Consider the following 18,718-nt stretch of genomic DNA (forward strand, 5'->3'; position numbering starts at 1 on the left):
CCCGAACGGAACGGTCGATCACCCGCACCTCCCCCCGCACCCCGAGGGGGCCCGCACCCGGGGGTCAGGCAGCGCGGCCCGCGCCTCGAATCGAGCCCGAAGCGGTGCACCGGGGCGCGGGAAGTCAGCCGGACGTCATCGTCCCTGCGAGGACTTGACGTTGTCGCCGAAGGTCCAGCCCTTTGAGCCGTCCCAGTTGACCGACCAGGTCATGAGCCCCTTCAACGATCCGCCGAAGGCGTTCCACGACTGGCTGACCAGGGTCGGCGCCATGTAACCACCGCCCGCGCCGGGTTGGGCGGGCAGACCGGGCACCTGCTTGTCGTAGGGCACCTTGATGGTGGTGCCCTGGATGTTCAAGCCATTGTTCAGGCACGTGGTCTGCGCGGTGAAGCCCTGGACGGTGCCGGCCTGGTAGGAGTCGCCGGAGCAGCCGTACATGCTGCCGTTGTAGTACTGCATGTTCAGCCACCACAGGCGGCCGTTGTCGACGTACTTCTTGATGATCGGCAGGTAAGCGCCCCAGATCGACCCGTAGGTGACGCTTCCACCGGTGACGTACGCGGTTTCGGGGGCCATGGTGAGGCCGAAGCCGACCGGCATCTGCGCGAGGACGCCGTCGATGATGCGGATCAGGTTGGACTGGGAGGCGGACAACGTGTTGATGTTGCCGCTTCCGGTCAGGCCGGTCTCGATGTCTATGTCCATGCCGTCGAAGTTGTACTTCTTGAGGATCGGGACGACGGTCGCCACGAACGTGTCGGCGACGGTACTGGAGCTCAGGTCGATGCCGGCGGTGGCGCCGCCGATCGACATCAGCAGCGTCGCACCGGCCGCCTTGGCCCGGCACATCTCGGCGGGGGTGGAGACTTTGACGCCGGCGTCCATGCCGTCCTGCCACAGGACGGTGCCGTCGGAGAGGATCACCGGGAAGGCGGCATTGATGACGTTGTACCCGTGCGCGGCAATCCGGCTGTCCGTGATGGGGACCCAACCCATTCCGGGGTGGACACCGTTGGAGGCGCCGTCCCAGTTCTCCCAGTAGCCCTGGAGGACCTTGCCTGACGGCCTGGGCTTGGTCGGGCAGGTGTCGCCCGGCGGGGCGGTGGTCGGCGGGGCCGTGGTGGGCGGGGCGGTGGTCGGTGGGGCCGTGGTGGGCGGGGCGGTGGTCGGTGGGGTGGTCGTCGGCGGGGGGTCGGTGTCGCCGGAGCCGCTGAGCGACACGTCGTCCGCGTAGTACGCGGGCTGCCCGTACCAGCCGTGCAGGTAGATCGTCACCGAGGTGGTGTCCGGACCGGTCGTGAAGCCGACGCCGAGCTGGCTGTACGACGGGCTGTTCGGCGTCCACGTGGACGGGGCACCGGTGATGCCGGTACCGGTGACGCCGATGTAGACGTAGCTGCCTTGGACGTAGGCGCTCAGGGTGTACTGGGAGTTGGGCTGCACGCTGATGGTCTGGGTGCACCGGGCGTCGTCCTGACCGGTCGGTGCCGCCTTGAGCGCGGAGATGCCGGAGCGGACCGGACCCCCGACGGCTTCGGCGGTACCGCTGGGGCACGTCCAGTCGGACAGCCCCTTCTCGAAGCCGGAGTTGGCCACCAGGTTGGCGGTGGCGGCCCCGGCCGTGAAGGAGCCGGCCACCGCGAGTCCGGTAGCGATGACGGCGGCGGCGCTGACTCCGGCGAGGAGGCGCCTCAGGGCAGCCGGTCTGTGCTGGGTCCGGCCGGTCCGGATCACCCGCAACGCGTGCTCCACGCCCTCCCCGTACTGGCCGGGAGCCCCGAGCGGCCGGCTCCCGACCTCGCCGCCCTCAGGTAGGCCGGGATCGGGGCTGGGGTGGAGATCGCCCGACGGACGTGGAGTACGCGACCTTCGACGGAACATGCTGCGCTCCCTTCCCGCCGAGCGTCATGGGCATGACCGATGCGTGGGGATGTGAGGCCCGGCCTGGGTGAGATGGGGACATGTGGGGCTGTGCCGGACCGGATCGTAGGAGCGCCGACACGCCTCGTCAATAGGTCTGGACCATTGACCTGGGAGCCGTCGCCGACGCACACGGAGCGCACCTGGTCGACGGCGAGGATGCCGGCGTCGACTCCCGCGACGGACCGCGGCCAGGACCCGCACCCCGGTGCACGGCCCGTCCAAAGGATCTCGGTCCCACCAGAGACGGCTCACTGACCGAGGCGAGCCCCAGGCCCGATCTGCCGGAACGTCCCAACGTCGCAACGTCCCAAGCCGAACCAGGAGGGCGGGGGCGCAGGGCCTGTGTCAACGCGTCGTAGAAAGCCAGTGGCCTACAAGAGTCACCGGCACGCCCCCACCGCGTAAGCCAAGCCGAGGAGTGCCCGCCTGGCCAGCGCCCTCCCCCTCGGCCACCGCCGGCGACGCTTCCCCGCTTCGCCCGTGCGAGACTCCCCCGCTCACGGTTGCGGTCTACGGGTGGCTGCGCCTCCTCGACGGACCTCAGTCACCAGGAATGAAGAACTCTCGATCCATGACTGGTGGTCCTGTCTCCCCCGCATGGTGATACACCTCGTCCACTATCTCCACGAATCGGAGGCGACGCGGTTCTTCCAGCGCAGCCATGTGGTCACGCCACATGGAACCGCTGTTCTCCCAATGAGCTCGTGCCACCTCTCCTCGGAAATGTGCTCCGAGCACCACCCGCAGCGCGCCGTCGTTCAGACGTCCCAGGTGATGGTCACTGGCCCACATGCTCACGATCAAGTTCGTGACGATGAGCTGCTTCCACCTTGCTTCCGTCATCGGAATCCTCGGCGGTTCCCAACAACGCAGCAATGCCGAGTCCGTCAAGGTCAGCATCGTCAGCTCCCGATGGGCTGCACGGAACGTCTGCTCGCCTTCCAGTCGAGCCTGCTTGGCCTGGAATGCGATGGAAGTGACGACCCCCAGAAGGGCTGCAGCAGAGATCACAAGCGACACGGCACCGTAAGACTGACTTATGTCACTCAGGCGATTCCAGTCCAGGGTGTTGGGTGCGACGAGGTTCAGAACGAACGGGGTCACCGCTACTGCGCCGATGAAAGCGAGAAACCCCCCGCTCCATGCAAGAGCACGGAGAATCCTGCGTAACCTGGGATCCTCTGCCATCCAACGCCCCTTCACATGCTCCCGGCCGGCCTGCTCACTGAACTCCTCCAAACCTCCTTGAACCCAACTGGCTTGGCAAGAGGCTGGGTAAGAGATCGTCTCGCCGCCGACGTTCACCGATTGATCAAGTTGGGGAACACCGTGCCGGTGTGAGCTCCAGGCGTTCCCCGCATCGCAGGAACGGGCACCGGCAGCCGGTCGTGCCCTTCGACGTCGCCGGGTCATCCAGCCGGAAGTGCTGCGCACCGCCTCCCGGTGGCCGCGACCAACGGGGGCGGCGGGCGCCGCGGTGCATGTCCACCAGACAACAGTCGGAGGCAAGGCCCCGCGCGGAACCGTCAGGCTCGTGCGAGACGAGGGGAGAGGGACTCGGCGTTGCCTCGGTGGATCAAGTGGAGCTGCCCGTCAGCGGGCTACGCCGGGTGGTCTCGGCGGCAGCACACCGGGGGCGGCCCGGCGTGCGGGCCCGGCGTGCGGGCCCGGCGTGCGTGCCCGGCGTGCGGGCCCGGCGTGCGGGCCCGGCCCAGTCGCAGCCGTTGGGGCGACCCGTACCGGCCTCGGGCTCCGGCGGCCGAAGTCCCCTCGGCAGCCGGCCGACCGTTCGCCCTGCACGCCTCCACTGTCGGGGCATCCGAACCCCGGTGCAGCTGCGGCGTTCGAGTCAGCTGCGGCTGTGCGGCGCACCGTACCAGCGCCAGTCGGTCCGGCGGGGGCGATCGGGCGTCTCGATGCGGCCCGTCGCCCACAACAAGGTCGACCAGGGGGTGTCGAGGACGGCCACGTCGGGGAACAAGCGCGCGAGAGCCCGCTCGCTCAGTTCCTGTGCGGGCTCCCGGACCCGGTCCAGGCCCTGGGTGATGTCGTGGGTGTGGACCAGCGTCTCGACGACACCCATGGCTGCGAAACCCTCCGCGTCGGAGGCTCCGAACACGTGTGGGGCCAGAGTGGTTGCGGGCGCGGTGTCCACGGCGGCTGCGAGCAGTCCGCCGCAAGCCTCCACGATGGTCATGAGTCCCTCCGGCCCTGCCTCGTGGTCCCCGAAGATCACGTTGGCCGGGCCCTCGGGTCGATCGCTGGTTACGCGCAGCGGGACGCGCGCCACGCCCATGGGCTTCGCCAGTCCGAACCGCAGCGCGTAGGTGAGCAGGTCGTCCGCGAGGTGTTCGAGGGTTTCCCAGCGGGTCCACTCCAAGTCCCCGGCCCGGTCGTACCATTGGGCGGCTGGGACTCCTTCGAGGGCGTCGAGGCAGTGGGCGACGGCCTGGCGTACGTGTTTACCCGACACCGGCGTGCGGGGTTCTCTGGGCTGTGGCATACGAGGAGCCTACGCAACCGGGCCGAGCGTCTGAGCAGCGTGTAGCTCATGGCGGTTTCCCTCGTGGCCGCGTTCACGGTGGTCGGGGCCGCGCGTCGGGCGCCGTCCGGGCTCGGCCGCCGGCGCCAGGGCAAGGGCAGGGCACGGGCACGGGAATCGTCCGTGACGAGCTCGGTCCGGTCCGTCACCGGCCGGTCCAAAGACACGTCGGGCAGCGTGCCGTCGGTCCTGCGGACCCATGTGTGTGCCGGCCGGGCGCGGCGCGGTGGCGTGGTCCCTCAGCCGGGCGCGGTGACAGACCTGATCGAAGCAGCCGCGAACGCCGTGGCCGGCCAATAGCCCCCCGGTGCGGTGTCCACACCGGGCCCCGCACCCCCACGTACCCCACCAAGGCGTTGAGGGGAAGCGGACATTCGTTTACGCCGATACGGACCCGGGACACCTGCCCGGACTTCCGCCTTCAGCTGCGCAAGCCGCCGAGCAGGAACAGCCCCGGGGCCGGCTGGACCGATCGCGTGACCTCGGGCGGCGCCTCCCGCCGGGGTGACCCGGCGAAACCTACGTTGGACGCGAACCTGCTCCGGCCGGACCGGGTGATCCCCAGGAGGAGCGAGCATGGCGACCGACTCGAACCAGCCGACCGTCCCGCAGGTGACGATGACGCTCTCCGCGATCGCGGCGACCGCCGCCACCCCACGCCCCTCGGGCGAAACCCTCGCGGAACACAGCACCCGGATCATCCTCGGCATCAACCAGCAGCTGGCCGATGTCTCGCTCGCGACCGGGGGCAGCTGGGTCCTGTCCTGGCTCGGGGTGAGTCCGGGCAACGCCAACATGGCCTACCTCGCCAAGAACACCGACGGCTCCAACTCGTTCGCCGTGGTGATCCGCGGCACCGTCGGCAGCGAGACCGATCTGATGGAGGACCTCGACGTCGGCACGGTGGTCCCGTTCAACCTCGTCGGGATGCCGTCCCCGGTTCCGGTTGCCAAGGGTGCGATGAAGGCCTTCACCGAGGTCGTCACCATGAGCACGGCGGGTGTCACCCTCGCGCAGGCGCTCACCACCGCCCTGGGCCGGGCGCAGCCGAACCCGACGGTCTACGTGACCGGCCACAGCCTGGGCGGCTGCATCGCGACCATGGTCGCCCCTTACCTCCAGACGCTCACCTGGCCCAACGTGAAGCCGAACTTCGAGCTGCACACGTTCGCCGCCCCCACCGCCGGCGGAGCGGACTTCGCCGCCTACGTCGACTCCCTGGACTGGCAGGCGAACGAGCGCCACTACAACACCAACGACATGGTGCCGCAGGCCTGGAACAACCTGGAGGCGACCAAGCAGTGGTACCCCAGTCCGGGCCCGGCGGCGAACACCGACGTCAAAGCCGTCATCGGGACGCTCATCGGCCTCCCCGGTCCCAACGTCTACGTCCAGCCGGGCAAGGACGACCCGCTGAACGACGGCTACCAACCATTTGACCCGAACTTGGTGAAGGCGTCGGTCCAGGACTTCATGGGCCAGGTGGCGTTCCAGCACGCCAACTCCACCTATCTGGGCCTCCTCGGCGCGCCCGACGTGCCGTCGGGTCCGGTGGTGACCGTCGTGACCCCCGTCGGCACGGCCGGCGCCCCGGTCGAGATCGTCGGCAGCGGGTTCAGCCAGGGCGTAATGATCGACTTCGGCACGGCGCCGGCCTCCCGACAGCACGTCCTGCGCGACGACGTGATGGTCGCCTGGGCGCCCGAGGGCGTCGGCGTGGTCGACGTCCGGGCCACCAGCAATCTGGGCACCTCCCCGGCCGTCCCGCGCGGCCAGTTCGCCTACGGCGGGCCCGCCGCCGTGGTGGTCACCGGCATCAGCCCCGACAGCGGCCGGGCCATCGACAAGGTCCAAGTCCAAGTCAACGGGATCAACTTCGCCGCGGACGCCCAGGTCTACTTCGGCGACAATCTCGCCGAGCTCCTCGACTACGCCCCCGAACAACTGCTCGTCCAGGCACCCAGCCCAACCCTCGGATTGAACAAGTCCGCGACCATCAACGTCGCCGTCCTCTCGAACGGCTACTCGTCCCCCGCGAGCCCGGCGGACGAGTTCACCTACCTGGAGTGGCACCAGGACTGAACGACGAACGAGTGGTCCGGTCGTGCCGCATCCCGACGACCAGCAGGGGCTTCACGCTGCCCCCGAAACGCTGAGCGGTCGAACGGACCCGCGCATGGTGGATGCTCCACCGCCGCCTCACCAGTGAGAACACCACCTCCTGGCGCGCCCCGGTCGCTCCGGTCTTCTCCGCTGAGCCGAGGTCTCCCCTTCAGAAGGATTCTCGTTGCTCGGGCTCCTGTTGGGTCTGCCTGATCACTTCACGGCGCGCTCGTCTGCGGTGCCAGGGCTTCAGGGTGGGGTCGCCTGCCAGTTCCGAGTAGGTGCCGCTGGCGCGGTCGTCACGGAGTACCTTCAACAACTCTGCGGCCCCGAGCCGGTGAGTACCACGCCACGACGTGTCGCCGGCAAAGGAAACCAGCAGGTCTGCACCGTTCTCGCCGACCGCTGCAGTTACCCGGGCGGCGCTCTGCCGGGCTGCCGCGTCGGCCGCGCGGCGTTCGACGTCGGTCAGCCATGCCGCGGCCTCTGCTCGAAGCGTGCGTCGCGTGCCGGGGTCGCGGGCCAATTCCATCAGCAGTCGTGCGCCACGCTCATCGCCGTGCTCTGCCAAGAACCCGGCGGCCCTGACACGCTCGGCACCCTTCAGGCGTGGGTTCTGGGCCAAGTCGGCGAGCAGTTCTACGCCCCCTCGGTCACCGGATCTCGCGAGCCTGAAGGCGGCCCGTGCTCCGCACACGCCATCGGCATAGGGGGTACGGGCCAGTTCGTTCAGGGCTGCTCTACTACGGCCGTCGTCAAAGAGGTCCAAGAGCAAGGCCGCATTGACTCGATCGTCGATGGCGATCACCTCCGCCGAACGCCAGAGGATCCAATCGGGGCCCAGGGAGGCTTCCCCGTCGATTCCCAGGAGCTGCTGCGCTCTGGCCGCCCACCGTGCCGGATGGCTGAGGCGGGAGAGTTTGGCGAGCGTGTCGGCAGCCGCACGGGGCACCGACTGCGGAAGGGCGGTCCCGAGAAGGTGCTGAACGGCGAGGAAGGCGCACCCGTCCGCTCCGCACCGAGTGGCCAGGGCTCGCAGCTCCGATTCCACCTCAGAGGCGTCGCGGACGCCGTCGTCCAGGAGAAAGCTGTAGTAGGACGCCTCCTCCACCATGCGTGGCGGCCCGCCGCCCCACTGCCAAGTGACGAGGCGTGGGTCCGGCGGCCACTTCCAGCGCTGCCACCAGCGCTTCACCAGGAAGCGCAGTACCTGTGTCCGTTCCTGCTGGTTCGCATTGCGGGCAGCGCAGTACTCCAGCAGCGTCTGGTGCACGAAGTCGAAGTCGCCTTCGCGAAGCGTCAGGAGACCGCTGCGGAGCAGGGCCTCTTCCAGGAACGCCCTCCACTCGTCCGGCAGGACCGGCGTCGGCCGCTGGGCTGCGGGATGCGACTCCAGTGCCTTGAGAGCGGTCACGTGCTGGTTTCGGCGGCGCTCTGTGGCGAAGTGGGCAAGGAGCTCCGGAAGCTGCTCCAAGGTGCGTTCGGCATGGGCAAGAACATTGGCGCCGTAGGTGCGGTCCAAGCCGGCGAAGTGATCCCGGTGCGCTCCCGGAGGTACGGCGTATTGGCGTCTATGCAGGTGTTCAGTGAACTTTCGATAGATCTGCCCACGGCTGCCCGGAACATCCTCATCCGGTGCTTCGGCATGGAGCTGACAGAGCATCGCCGTCATCAGCGGGGTGCGAGCGAGTTCGGTGATCCGCGTGGACGCCAGGGTCCGGGCGAAGCGCTCGGCCATCTGCTCCGGATCGGGCAGTTCCAGATGTTCGAACCAGTTGCGGGCCAAACTCTGCACGTTCTCCGGGCTGAACGGCAGCAGTTCGTACCGCCGAACTCCGGCTCCTAGAACGTCCAGTGTGCCGGTGAGTAGCGGCCGGGTGGTGACGACGAACCGGTACAGGTGTGCGTGCTGGCCCTTCGCCAAGGACTCCAGGGTCTCAAGGACGTGCTCGCGGCCGGCGGGGTCGGCGACTTCGTCCAATCCGTCGACGAGGACGAGCCATCGCGTTCCCGACCGCGGTGCATCGGCGAAGAACTCGGCGGGGATGCTGCCGACGAGGCCGTGGGAGTGCAGTCGCGTGGTCACCGCTGCGGCCAGAGCTTCGCTGAAAGGACGCCCGGTCAGGGCCGGGGCGGGTACGAGTACCGGCACCTCTGTGGTGCGGCCTTCTGACCAACGGCTGAGCCCTTCGGTGAGGCAGGTACGGAAGAGACTGGATTTCCCACCGCCCGGACCGGCTACGACGATGCACGTCCGCTCCTCAGCCAGGATTTCCTCAACGGCCGGCCGTCCCCCTCCGGCACCTTCTGATTCCGTCGCAGCATGCCTGCCGAGTGCGTCCGGGTGGAGCGGGACGATGCGTTGCGGTCGGTAGATCTTGTCCAGCGGCGGCGCTACTGCGGGCGAGAATCCCGGGTACGGGTGCAGGCGCGCGGCCTTGTGGGCGGCGGCCACGTAGCCGTCGAGCTGCCGCCTGCGCGCTTCGTCCCGCGTCTGCGCGCGGTGGGAACGGGGGTCCGCCTGGTCGCGCAGCCGAGACCACTCCCGCCACTCCTCTTCCGGAACGTCCAGGGCATCGGCGATCTGTTGGACGGTGAGGAAGTTGGGCACCGCGTGGCCGCTCAGGGCATTGCTGAGGGCGCCGGCGGAGATGCCCGCCTTCGTCGCCAGTGCTGCGCGGGTCCCCTTTCGTGCAGCGACGGCCTCGTTCATGAGGTCCACCAGCCGCCTGTGCGCTTCCTGCGGCGCCGAACGATCCTGAGCCGCCATTCGCCACTCCGCGCTTCACTCTCGTTCACACCCACTGATGAACGCCCCCCGCAAAGCTACTAAGTCTCTGGCAGGCATCGCTCGGCCTTCCAGGAATTGGCGGGGCGAAGCGGTGCGCGATGCAGAACCAGAGGAGAACCGCCATGCACCTTTCACATGACAGCGCCTTGGCTCTCGGCCTCAGCGCACCGTTGGTCATCGCACTGCTGGGTCGTCTCGTCCGGCGCGGGACCAGGGGTCAGGTACTGCGTGACCTGCCCAGGGGACTGCGCGACCTACTGACGCTGCGCATGGTCTTGCGGGACACCAGTCCCGAGCAGCGTGCCGGACTGCTCGATGCGCACCGTGCCTGGCGCTGCGGCACCACCGACCGGCCCAGCAGCCGGTAGCAGGCGGGGAACCCGTCGGTGGCCTGCACCCGCTTGTCGGGTAGGTGCAGGCCACCGACGTGCGCACCGGATCTTTGGTGCGTCGCGGAAACCGAACTCCGCGAGAGCGGCGCGCCGAGAACTCCGGCGCTCTACGCTCTCGGGCATACGGACGCGCTGAGCGGGGGTCGCAGTGACGCAGCAGGCACGGGCGGGCGATGTCATCGGGGGCCGGTACCAGCTGATCGAATCGATTGGCACGGGCGGCATGGGCCGTGTCTGGAAGGCGTACGACGAGCGCCTGCGAACCGGTGTGGCCCTCAAGGAACTGTGGCTGACCGGGCCGATGGAGCCCAGGCAACGGGCTGCGCTCATCAGGCGTGCGGAGTTGGAGGCGATCAGCGCCGTCCGGCTACGCGACCACCCGAACATCGTCACGGTCCACGACGTGGTCGTCGAGCGCAACGTCCCCTGGATCGTGATGCAATTGGTCTCCGGCGGTACGCTCCAACAGCTGCTGAGGAACGGGCCGTTGAAGGTCTTCGAGGCCGGGCGTCTCGCCGCGGCGCTGCTGGGCGCGCTCAGCGCCGCGCACGCGCAGGGCATCGTGCACCGCGACATCAAGCCCGCCAACGTCATGATCACCGACGTCGGTGATGTCCTCCTCGCGGACTTCGGCATCGCCGCTCCCGAGACCGGCACCGGGCTCACCTCGACCGGGGTCGTCGTCGGCTCGGCCGCCTACCTCGCCCCGGAGCGGGTCGACGGCAAGCCCGGCAAGGCCAGCAGTGACCTGTTCTCACTGGGCGTGACGCTGTACGAGGCGGTGGAGGGCCTCTCTCCGTTCCAGCGAGACTCCTGGCTGGCCTCCGCTCACGCAGTCCGCTACGACCAGGCCCCACCGATGCGTCGCGCGGGCCACCTGGTCCCCCTGATCACGGCCCTCATGGCCAAGGACCCGGCGGCCCGTCCGACGATCGGTCGGGCACTCGCCATGGTTGACGCGTCCGCAGCACATGACGGCGACATGCCTCGTGACAAGGCGCCCGCGTCCAAGAACGCTCCGCTCGTGCGCAGGATGGCCGTGTATCTCGGCCTGATCGAAGGCGACCTCCGGCCCGCGTCAGGTGCCGGAGCTGAGTCTTACAGGCGGGACGACGGCACGTCACCCATGCGCAAGGTCGCCGTCTACCTGGGCCTGATCGAAGACGAAGGCCGGCGGCCGGATCCGCGGACGCGGGGTTGAAGCCAACTCGAAGGGCCGCGGGTCGCAGACGTCGTCGGCCCCCATCACAGGCCGGGGGCTCCCCACAGCGGGAACCAACGGCTCAGGTCCTCCTCGATGCGCAGTTCGTCCTTGATCACGGCCTTGACCTGGAGCTCCAGGGGGTTGTCCCGCATCTGTCCGGGGAGCGGTGCGAACGGGTAGAAGGTGCCTCGCTTGTAGAGGTAGACCAGGGCGAGGGGGCGCATCTCGGCGTCACGGAACGGGACGAGGGAGCACAGGAGCTGTGGTCCGAAGCCGCCGTCCTGCAAAGCGGTGTTCACGGCGTGCAGGTCGCCCACCAGCGCGGGCAGGTCGTCGGCGCCGCGGCGGGAGAGCAGCCACGAGTATCCGTATGCGTCACGGCTGAACTCCACGGACGCATGGGCCCGTTCGGAGTCGGCGTCCAGCAGGGCCCTCACCTCCTGCTGGACTTGTGTGAAGGCCCCTCCTTCGATGGAGGCGAAGCAGACCGATCCTGCTCCGGTCGGGGTGAAGGAGATGGCCGCCTGGAGGGTGAGGGCCGCCGAGGGCAGGCCGAAGAGTTGGTCCAGGTCGGGCTCGACCGGCTTGGACCGCCCGAGCAGCGAATCCCAGAAGCCCACGGAGCTCAGCTCCCTCTCACGGTGTCTCGCTGCCCGGCCCGCCGAGCTCGGCGGCGATCGCGGCGAGGGCGTCGAGGCGACGTTCGAGGGTGGGGTGGGTGGCGAACAGGTTGGCGACCACGGTGCCGGGGCCGCTGGCGGGGGTGAAGAAGAACGCGTTGAACGCCTGTGCGGTGCGCAGGTCCTGGGTCGGGATGCGGGCGATGTCCCCGCTGACCTTGGTCAGGGCGGAGGCGAGGGCGGAGGGCTTGCCCGTGAGCATGGCGCCGGCACGGTCGGCAGCCAGTTCGCGGTAGCGGGACAGGGTGCGGATCAGCAGGAAGCTGATCGCATAGACGAGGGCGGAGACGGCCATCACGGCCATGAAGACGACAGCGGTGTTCTGGTCGCGTCCCCGCCCGCCGAACAGCCCCGAGTAGAACGCGAACCGGACGGTGAGACCGGCTATCACGCCCAGGAACGAGGCGATGGTGATCACCGCGACGTCCCGGTGCGCGACGTGGGACAGCTCGTGTGCGAGGACGCCTTCGAGTTCTTCCACGGTCAGGCGGCGCTGCAGTCCGGTGGTGACGCACACCACGGCATGATCGGCGTTGCGGCCGGTGGCGAACGCATTGGGCAGGTCCATGTGCGAGACGGCGACCCGGGGCTTGGGCATGTCGGCCGTGGCGCACAGCCGGTCAATGACACCGTGCAGTTCCGGCTGCTCCTCGGGCGTGACGAGCTGGCCGTGCATGGCGTACAGGGCGACCCGGTCCGAGTACCAGTACTGCGCGCCCAGTAGTGCGGCAGCAATGACGAGCACCAGCACGGTGGACTTCAGCAGTACGATCAGCGCGGCGATGAACGCCACGTACACCAGCCCCAGCAGGAACATCGTCACCGCCATGCGGGCGGTCAGCTGCCGGTCGGGCTCGAAACGGTTGCGCACCGCCATCACCTCGCAATCGTGCCCTCGTCGGACGTCCGACGGCCCCTTCGACCCTCGGGCCCGCCCTTTCCCCGGTGCCCGACCAGACGCCCACCCATGACGCGCCTTGCGTATGCGGGACGTCTCCGCAGCAGGTCACAGAACCCATCGCGCTGGTTCCATTGTCCGCCCGTGACGGTTGACGAGGGCGGCTGCGGTGGCCACGGTCGCGACCGGACCAGCCCGGCCACCCAGCGGCGCGGCTCACGGCGGGTCGCGACGCCATGCCGTGGCCGGCGCGGGTACGCGTACGGCCCGGCTCGTGGTGGCGGCCGGGCCGTACGGGGTGCGGGCGTCAGGCGAGGGCGAGGAAGAGCTTTTCCAGTTCTTCCTCGGTCATGGGGGCCTGGTTCTGGTCCGCGCCGGTCATGCACTGGCGCATCCCGCTGGCGACGATCTTGAAGCCTGCGCGGTCCAGGGCTTTGGAGACGGCGGCGAGCTGGGTGACGACGTCCTTGCAGTCGCGGCCGGCCTCGATCATGGCGATCACGCCGGCGAGCTGTCCTTGGGCGCGGCGCAGGCGGTTGAGGACTGCCTTCACTGCGTCGTCGTCGACTTTCACCGGTTGCCTCCTGGCCTCGCGTGCTCTCCCACCCATGGTACCCCAGGGGGTATCAGGTCGGTTGATGGTCACCCGGCCCGGAGAGCGGCGAAGGTGGCGTCGAGGTCGCCCTGGTGAGGGCGGTTGTGAGGGAGTTTGGCAAGGAGGGCCGCCATGCCGCAGGTGTTGGTGAGGGAGGAGTAGACCAGCCCTCCGGCGATGCCTGCGGCGGCGAGGCGGAAGGCGGGGCGCAGACGGCCCAGCGCGAGGCCGCTCAGGACGACGGTGCCCGCGGTAAGGCGGACCTGGCGTTCCATGTTCCACGCGGTGCGCCGGGCGCCGTCGGGGTGGTGGAGGGAGTGGCCGTCCGCTGCCCAGGCTGCCGTGCCGCCGGTGAGGGTGGCGGTGGTGATGCCGTGGGCGGCGAGGATGCGGCCGGCGTTCTCGGAGCGTGCGCCGGAGGCGCAGACGACGAGGAGGTCGCCGCGCCGGGCTGCGCGGCGGATGTCGGGGAGGGCCCGTTCGAACTGGTCCAGGGGGATGTTCAGGGCGCCGGGGAGGTGGCCGGTGGCGTATTCGCCCGGGGTGCGGACGTCCAGGACGATCAGTTCGTGCAGGCGGGTGCGGGCCTGCGCCGTGTCGAGGGCGTGGGGGGTGGCCATGAGGCGGTGTTCCGTCCTTCTTGTCGACGGTGCCCGGTGGTGGACGCCTCGCCATTGACTGGCTGTGGGTCCCGATGCGGGCCATGGGCGGGTGGTCAGCGGAGGGCGTCGGTGAGCATGAGGGCGGCGACGGCCAGGAGCAAGATCGCGAAGATCCGCTGGAGGGTGGGGCCGGAGACTTTGGAGGCGAGGCGTTTGCCGTCCCAGGCTCCGAGCATCGCGGCGCCGGCGAAGGGGGCGATGACCGCCCAGTGCAAGGGCGTGGAGGTGCCCGCTCGGGCGGCGAGCGCGGCGAGGGAATTGATGGTGATGACCAGGAGGCTGGTGCCGACCGCGGCCCGCATGCGCAGTCCGAGGACGGAGACGAGGGCGGGGACGGCGAGGAAGCCTCCGCCGACGCCGAGGAGGCCGGTGACCGCGCCGAGTCCGGCGCCGACGCCGGCGGCCCTCGTCGGCCGGGCGGCCCTGGGCCGCTGGTGGGGGTCGGAGGGCCCCAGCATCCTGAGGGCGGCTAGGGCCGCGATCACGGCGAACGCGGCGGTCAGTACCGCCCCGGGCAGGCGTGCGGCGAGGGTGCCCGCGGCGATCGCGGGCACGATCCCTGCGGCCGCGAACAGCGCGCCGGTCTTCCAGCGGACGTTGCCCGAGGTCGCGTGGGTGTAGAGGGCGGTCGCGGAGGTGGCGGTGACGATGACCAGTGAGGCGGTGGTGGCGTCGGCCGGGGTGAAGCCGAGGAGGTAGATCAGGGAGGGGACGGCCAGTACGCTGCCACCGCCGCCGAGCGTCCCGAGGGCCAGGCCGATGACGGCCCCCGCGATGAGGGCGAGGAGGAGGGCACTCACGTTATCCCGCCGCTGTTTCCTCGTTCGTCGACGACTGCCAGCCCGGCCGACGCCCAGGCGTTCATGCCGCCCTTGACGTCGACGGCCTCGACCCCGCGGCCGGCCAGGAGTTCGACGGCCTGCCGGGAGCGGTGCCCGGAGCGGCAGATCACCACCAGCGGCCGGCCCTCGGCCGTGGCGGGCAGGCCGGCACCGGCGACCAGCCGGGAGAGCGGCAGGTGTACGGCGCCGGGAGCGTGGCCGACGTTCCACTCGGCCTTCTCCCGCACGTCGAGGAGGACGGCTTCGCCCTCGGTGGTGCGCCGGCGGGCCCGGTCGGGGGTGATGCGGGCGGTGAAGCGGCGGAAGAGGGACATCCGTGTTCCTTCCATGCTCGGGTGACAGGAGGCAGGGGCCGCAGGTCAGCTGCCGGTGCCCGCGGTGAGGGGCAGCCCGGCGTCGGTCGCCGCGTCGAAGGAGTCGTCGACGGCGACGACGTCGCGGCCTGCGGCGTCCAGCAGGGAGGCGGCGATACCCGCGCGCATTCCGCCCGCGCAGTGCACCCAGACCGTCCCGTCCGGTACGTCGGCCAGGCGGCGGTGGAGATGGTGGATCGGAATGTGTACGGAGCCGTCGATCCAGCCCGTGGCGCGCTCGGACTCCCGACGCACGTCGAGGACCACGTCCGGGCCGGGTTCCTGGGCGGCGAGGTCGGCGAAGGTCGCCCGGGGGAAGGCGCGCGGGGTGTGGCCGTCGGGTATCCAATCGCCGACGGTGCCGGTGGCCGCGGCGGCCGGGCGATCGATGCCGACGCGGGCCAGTTCGCGCTGGGCGGCGGCGAGCTGGGCGGATGACTCGGCGAGGAGGGTGACGGGCTTGCCCCAGGGGATCATCCAGGCGAGGTAGGTGGCGATCTTCCCCTCCGCCTCGAAGTTGAACGATCCCGCGACGTGGCCGTCGGCGAACGCGATCCGGTTGCGCAGGTCCACCACCCACTCGCCGGCGGCCAGCCGCTCCGCGATCTCAGCGGCGTCGGCCAGCGGGGGCGCGGTCAGGTCCACCGGCGCGGGGCCGTCGGAGTTGGCCGGGCCCATGTGGGCGTAGTAGGCGGGCACGTCCTCCAGGCCGCCCAGCAGGGCGGCGACGAAGGAGTCGACGTCCTTGAGCAGAGCGTCGTTGACCGTCCTTTCCTTACCGATGGTGGTGGCGCCGCCCTCGGACTGGGAGGAGGAACAGAAGCTCCCGAACCCGTGAGTGGGCAGCACCGGCGTCTCGTCGGGGAGCTGGGCGGCCAGCCGGTGCGCGGATGCGTGCTGGGCACGGGCCAGCTGCTCGGTCAGCCGCGGCTCGACCAGGTCGGGGCGGCCGACCGAGCCGATCAGAAGCGACCCGCCAGTGAACACCGCGGTCACCCTCCCCCGCTCGTGCAGGACGTAGGAAGTGTGGTGGGGGGTGTGTCCGGGTGTGGCCATCGCCCGCAGGGCGATCCCCTCGTCCACGCGCACCGTGTCGCCGTCGGCGACCGGTGTGCGGGCGAAGGCAACGCGGGCGGCGGCGGGCACGAGGTAGGCGGCGCCGGTGATGCGGGCCAGGTCCAGGCCGCCGGTGACGTAGTCGTTGTGGACGTGGGTCTCCACCACGTGCGATATGCGCACGCCCCGCGCGGCCGCCGCCACCAGGACCCGGTCGACGTCGCGGGGCGGGTCCACCACCACCGCGGTGTCCGCCCCGCCCGCCAGGTAGCTGCGGTTTCCGAGGCTCTCGGTCTCGATGGTGTCGATGAAGAACACGACGGCTCCTTTCGGCTCACGTTTACCCCCGGGGGTATATTTCGAGCCTAACATAGGTACCCCCGGGGGTATTTTTGGCCGCGTGGGGACCCGCTCGCCGCTCGCACGAGGCGGCCACAGCCGCCCGTCCACACATCCCCGACGGGGATGACGCCACCCGCTACGGGCGGCCCGCGACACCTGCGCGCCCGGCAGTCGCCGCCCGTGTCGACGCGGCCGGGCTACGGAACCGCATCACGGACGGGACGGTACGGGGGCGACATCCGGCGTCACCGTGCGCCTTCACCGGTCTCGGTGGCCCGGCGCCGGCGCGGTGAAGCGGACCTGGGTGAGCTGCTCGGAGAGGTCCCACAGCGCGCCTCGGGGATGGCCATGACGCCCGCGTTGTTGACGAGGACGTCCAGGGGGCGGTCCCAGGCTCGGGCGAAGGCCCGGACGGAGGACAGGTCGGCCAGGTCCAGGGGACGGACCTCGGTGCTGCCGGTCAGAGTGGCCGCGAGTCGTTCGCCGCGGGCCGGGTCGCGGACGGCGAGGACTACGCGTGCTCCGACACGCGCCAGTTCCTTGGCGGTGACGGCGCCCAGGCCGCTGGCGGCTCCGGTGACGACGACGGTTCGGCCGGCCAGGGAGGGGAGGTCGGCGGCGGTCCAGGGGGTGTGGTTCTTTGCGCTCAGATTCAGGCTGACAACCCTCCTCGATGTTGTCAATGGACACATAGTTTCCAGTGGAAACATTTGGGTAGGATGGGCGGCATGCAGGAGCGCGGCTATCACCACGGCAATCTAAGGACGGCCCTACTGGAGGAGGCGGAACGCTCTGTCATCGAGAACGGCGTCGCCGCCTTGTCCTTGCGCGAGCTCTCCCGAGGGCTCGGAGTCAGTCACACCGCGCCGCGGAGGCACTTCCCCGACCGGGCGGCCCTGCTGGACGCACTGGCGCAGCGGGGGTTCGACACCCTCACAGCGCGTCTGGCCGAGGCGATCTCCGGCGCCGGCCCGTCGTTCGAGGACAGGCTCCGGGCGATCGCCCACACCTACATCGCCTACACCGGGAAGCGGATGCCGCTCGTGGAGCTGATGTACGCGAGCAAGCACGGCGCGGAGACCCTGGCGGCACCGGGTGCCGCACGTGCCGCGTACGCGGTCCCCTACGCGGTGATCGAGGAAGCCCACCGTGCGGGCGAGCTTGCCGACGGACTGGACGCACAGGACGCGGCCCGTCTCGTCTTCTCCACGGTCCACGGACTCGCCGTCCTGCTCAGCACCGGCATGATTCCCTCCACCCATGCCCCGAAGACCGTGGACACCTCGATCGACGGCCTCCTCAAGGGCCTGGGCTCCCGCTCCGCACGGAACGCCTGACCGACCGGTACGGACTCGCCCGCACGCCGACCGGCGGTGCCGGCACCGAGGCGCTCGATCCGGTCGGACCTCCGAGCCGATCATGTAGGCATGACGCACACCTCCCGCCGCGCTCCGCTGTCGGCCATCGCTGCCGCCTCCGCCGTCGCTCCGCTCCCTGCGCTCGCCGCCGCCCCCGGCGCCCGGGCTAGCGAGGCCGCAGGCAGCTCGGGCGCGGGGGTCGCCGGAGGCGCCGCCACTACGGTGCCCCCCAACGGGCTCGCCGGACCCACGTCGTCCGTGACCATCGCACCCCTGGACGCCTCCTGGTTCACGCACGTCAACCTCGCCTCCCCGCCCGCCGCAACCGTCCGGCCCGGCACCCCGGCCCGCACCGAGGTCCGACGGCCGGCAAGAAGGTCCTCGGCAAGGCGTACTACAGCCCCGCCGACGCCTACGGCGAACGCAGGATCGGAGCCGACTTCCACGAGTTCATGGGCGTCGACCGACTCTTCCCGACCGGCAAGGTCACGGCGGACGCGTCCTTCGTGAACTCGCTCGACTGCTCCGGGTTCACGCGCATGGTGTACGGCCATCACACGGGTGTCACGTGGCCGAGCTCCACGACACCTCGCCGGCCCGGCTGCCGCGCACCTCGGCCCAGATGGCCGACCGCGCACCCGGAGTCCGCCTCGCCCGCACCACCGGCTCGACCGCCCAGGTCATCGCGATGCTCCACCCGGGCGATCTACTGCTCTGGGACACGGACAAGGACGAGGAAGTGGACCACGTCGGCATCCACTTGGGCACTGACGCGCTGGGCAAGGCACGCTTCGTATCCAGCCGCAAGACGGTCAACGGCACACGGTGCACCGCCTCTGACACCCCGCCGGCAGGCCGATCCACGTGGCGGCGACGACGTCGGGCAGGGTACGGCGCTCGGTGGCCGGAAGGGTGCCGGTGGGTCAGCAGGCGTACGGGTCGAGGCTCTTGGCCTGCCCGCGCGCCGGTGCGCG

General features: G+C 70.2%; 16 protein-coding genes and 1 pseudogene. 4 read left to right on the top strand and 13 right to left on the bottom strand.

Going from position 1 to position 18,718, the window contains the following annotated elements:
• Nucleotides 1-135 precede the first annotated feature (135 nt).
• The 4 genes and pseudogenes from OHA65_RS01975 to OHA65_RS01990 form a co-directional block, all read right to left on the bottom strand.
• Nucleotides 136-1,224, bottom strand: a complete 1,089-nt coding sequence (locus OHA65_RS01975; protein WP_405763358.1) for a chitinase — start codon at nt 1,222-1,224, stop codon at nt 136-138.
• A 42-nt stretch (nt 1,225-1,266) separates the two neighbouring features.
• Nucleotides 1,267-1,884 (bottom strand): annotated as a pseudogene (locus OHA65_RS01980) (carbohydrate binding domain-containing protein); the annotation flags it as partial.
• A gap of 582 nt (nt 1,885-2,466) precedes the next feature.
• Complete coding sequence (locus OHA65_RS01985; RefSeq protein WP_327281304.1) at nt 2,467-3,114, bottom strand: DUF6082 family protein; 648 nt, start codon at nt 3,112-3,114, stop codon at nt 2,467-2,469.
• A gap of 661 nt (nt 3,115-3,775) precedes the next feature.
• On the bottom strand, nt 3,776-4,399 hold the full coding sequence (locus OHA65_RS01990) for a hypothetical protein (protein WP_405760935.1): 624 nt from the start codon (nt 4,397-4,399) through the stop codon (nt 3,776-3,778).
• 645 nt (nt 4,400-5,044) lie between these two features.
• On the opposite strand from OHA65_RS01990, the gene OHA65_RS01995 reads away from it, so the two are divergent.
• Entirely contained in the window at nt 5,045-6,550 is a 1,506-nt protein-coding gene (locus OHA65_RS01995) for a lipase family protein (protein ID WP_327281306.1), read from the top strand.
• A 190-nt stretch (nt 6,551-6,740) separates the two neighbouring features.
• Here OHA65_RS01995 and OHA65_RS02000 read toward each other — a convergent pair whose 3' ends face one another.
• Nucleotides 6,741-9,341, bottom strand: coding sequence for an NACHT domain-containing protein (locus OHA65_RS02000; protein WP_405760937.1), 2,601 nt, complete (start codon nt 9,339-9,341; stop codon nt 6,741-6,743).
• Nucleotides 9,342-9,484: 143 nt separating this feature from the next.
• On the opposite strand from OHA65_RS02000, the gene OHA65_RS02005 reads away from it, so the two are divergent.
• Entirely contained in the window at nt 9,485-9,730 is a 246-nt protein-coding gene (locus OHA65_RS02005) for a hypothetical protein (RefSeq protein WP_328761276.1), read from the top strand.
• 172 nt (nt 9,731-9,902) lie between these two features.
• Nucleotides 9,903-10,955 (top strand): serine/threonine-protein kinase, encoded by a 1,053-nt coding sequence (locus OHA65_RS02010; RefSeq protein WP_405754283.1) that lies wholly within the window; start codon nt 9,903-9,905, stop codon nt 10,953-10,955.
• Nucleotides 10,956-10,999: 44 nt separating this feature from the next.
• Here the strand turns inward: OHA65_RS02010 and OHA65_RS02015 are convergent, their stop codons facing one another.
• The 8 genes from OHA65_RS02015 to OHA65_RS02050 all read right to left on the bottom strand — a co-directional run bounded on the left by OHA65_RS02015 (nt 11,000) and on the right by OHA65_RS02050 (nt 17,069).
• The gene (locus OHA65_RS02015) at nt 11,000-11,578 is read right to left on the bottom strand and encodes a PspA-associated protein PspAB (RefSeq protein ID WP_327281310.1); all 579 of its coding nucleotides are present in this window, start codon (nt 11,576-11,578) and stop codon (nt 11,000-11,002) included.
• Between the two features lie 16 nt (nt 11,579-11,594).
• Nucleotides 11,595-12,509, bottom strand: a complete 915-nt coding sequence (gene htpX / locus OHA65_RS02020; protein WP_327281311.1) for a zinc metalloprotease HtpX — start codon at nt 12,507-12,509, stop codon at nt 11,595-11,597.
• Between the two features lie 334 nt (nt 12,510-12,843).
• Nucleotides 12,844-13,110, bottom strand: a complete 267-nt coding sequence (locus OHA65_RS02025; RefSeq protein ID WP_327281312.1) for a metal-sensitive transcriptional regulator — start codon at nt 13,108-13,110, stop codon at nt 12,844-12,846.
• Between the two features lie 68 nt (nt 13,111-13,178).
• Nucleotides 13,179-13,751: a rhodanese-like domain-containing protein gene (locus OHA65_RS02030; protein ID WP_327281313.1), complete on the bottom strand. Its 573-nt coding sequence runs from the start codon at nt 13,749-13,751 to the stop codon at nt 13,179-13,181.
• Between the two features lie 95 nt (nt 13,752-13,846).
• Nucleotides 13,847-14,593, bottom strand: a complete 747-nt coding sequence (locus tag OHA65_RS02035; protein ID WP_327281314.1) for a sulfite exporter TauE/SafE family protein — start codon at nt 14,591-14,593, stop codon at nt 13,847-13,849.
• The gene (locus OHA65_RS02040) at nt 14,590-14,949 is read right to left on the bottom strand and encodes a rhodanese-like domain-containing protein (RefSeq protein ID WP_405754289.1); all 360 of its coding nucleotides are present in this window, start codon (nt 14,947-14,949) and stop codon (nt 14,590-14,592) included. Before OHA65_RS02040 ends, OHA65_RS02035 begins: the two co-directional genes overlap by 4 nt.
• Nucleotides 14,950-14,994: 45 nt before the next feature.
• Nucleotides 14,995-16,362, bottom strand: coding sequence for a rhodanese-like domain-containing protein (locus OHA65_RS02045; RefSeq protein ID WP_405760940.1), 1,368 nt, complete (start codon nt 16,360-16,362; stop codon nt 14,995-14,997).
• Nucleotides 16,363-16,631: 269 nt separating this feature from the next.
• Nucleotides 16,632-17,069, bottom strand: coding sequence for an SDR family NAD(P)-dependent oxidoreductase (locus OHA65_RS02050; protein ID WP_405760942.1), 438 nt, complete (start codon nt 17,067-17,069; stop codon nt 16,632-16,634).
• Between the two features lie 45 nt (nt 17,070-17,114).
• On the opposite strand from OHA65_RS02050, the gene OHA65_RS02055 reads away from it, so the two are divergent.
• Nucleotides 17,115-17,723 (top strand): TetR/AcrR family transcriptional regulator, encoded by a 609-nt coding sequence (locus tag OHA65_RS02055; protein ID WP_405760944.1) that lies wholly within the window; start codon nt 17,115-17,117, stop codon nt 17,721-17,723.
• Nucleotides 17,724-18,718 lie beyond the last annotated feature (995 nt).

The sequence above is a fragment of the Streptomyces sp. NBC_00045 genome, assembly GCF_045041095.1.
Lineage (GTDB): Bacteria > Actinomycetota > Actinomycetes > Streptomycetales > Streptomycetaceae > Streptomyces.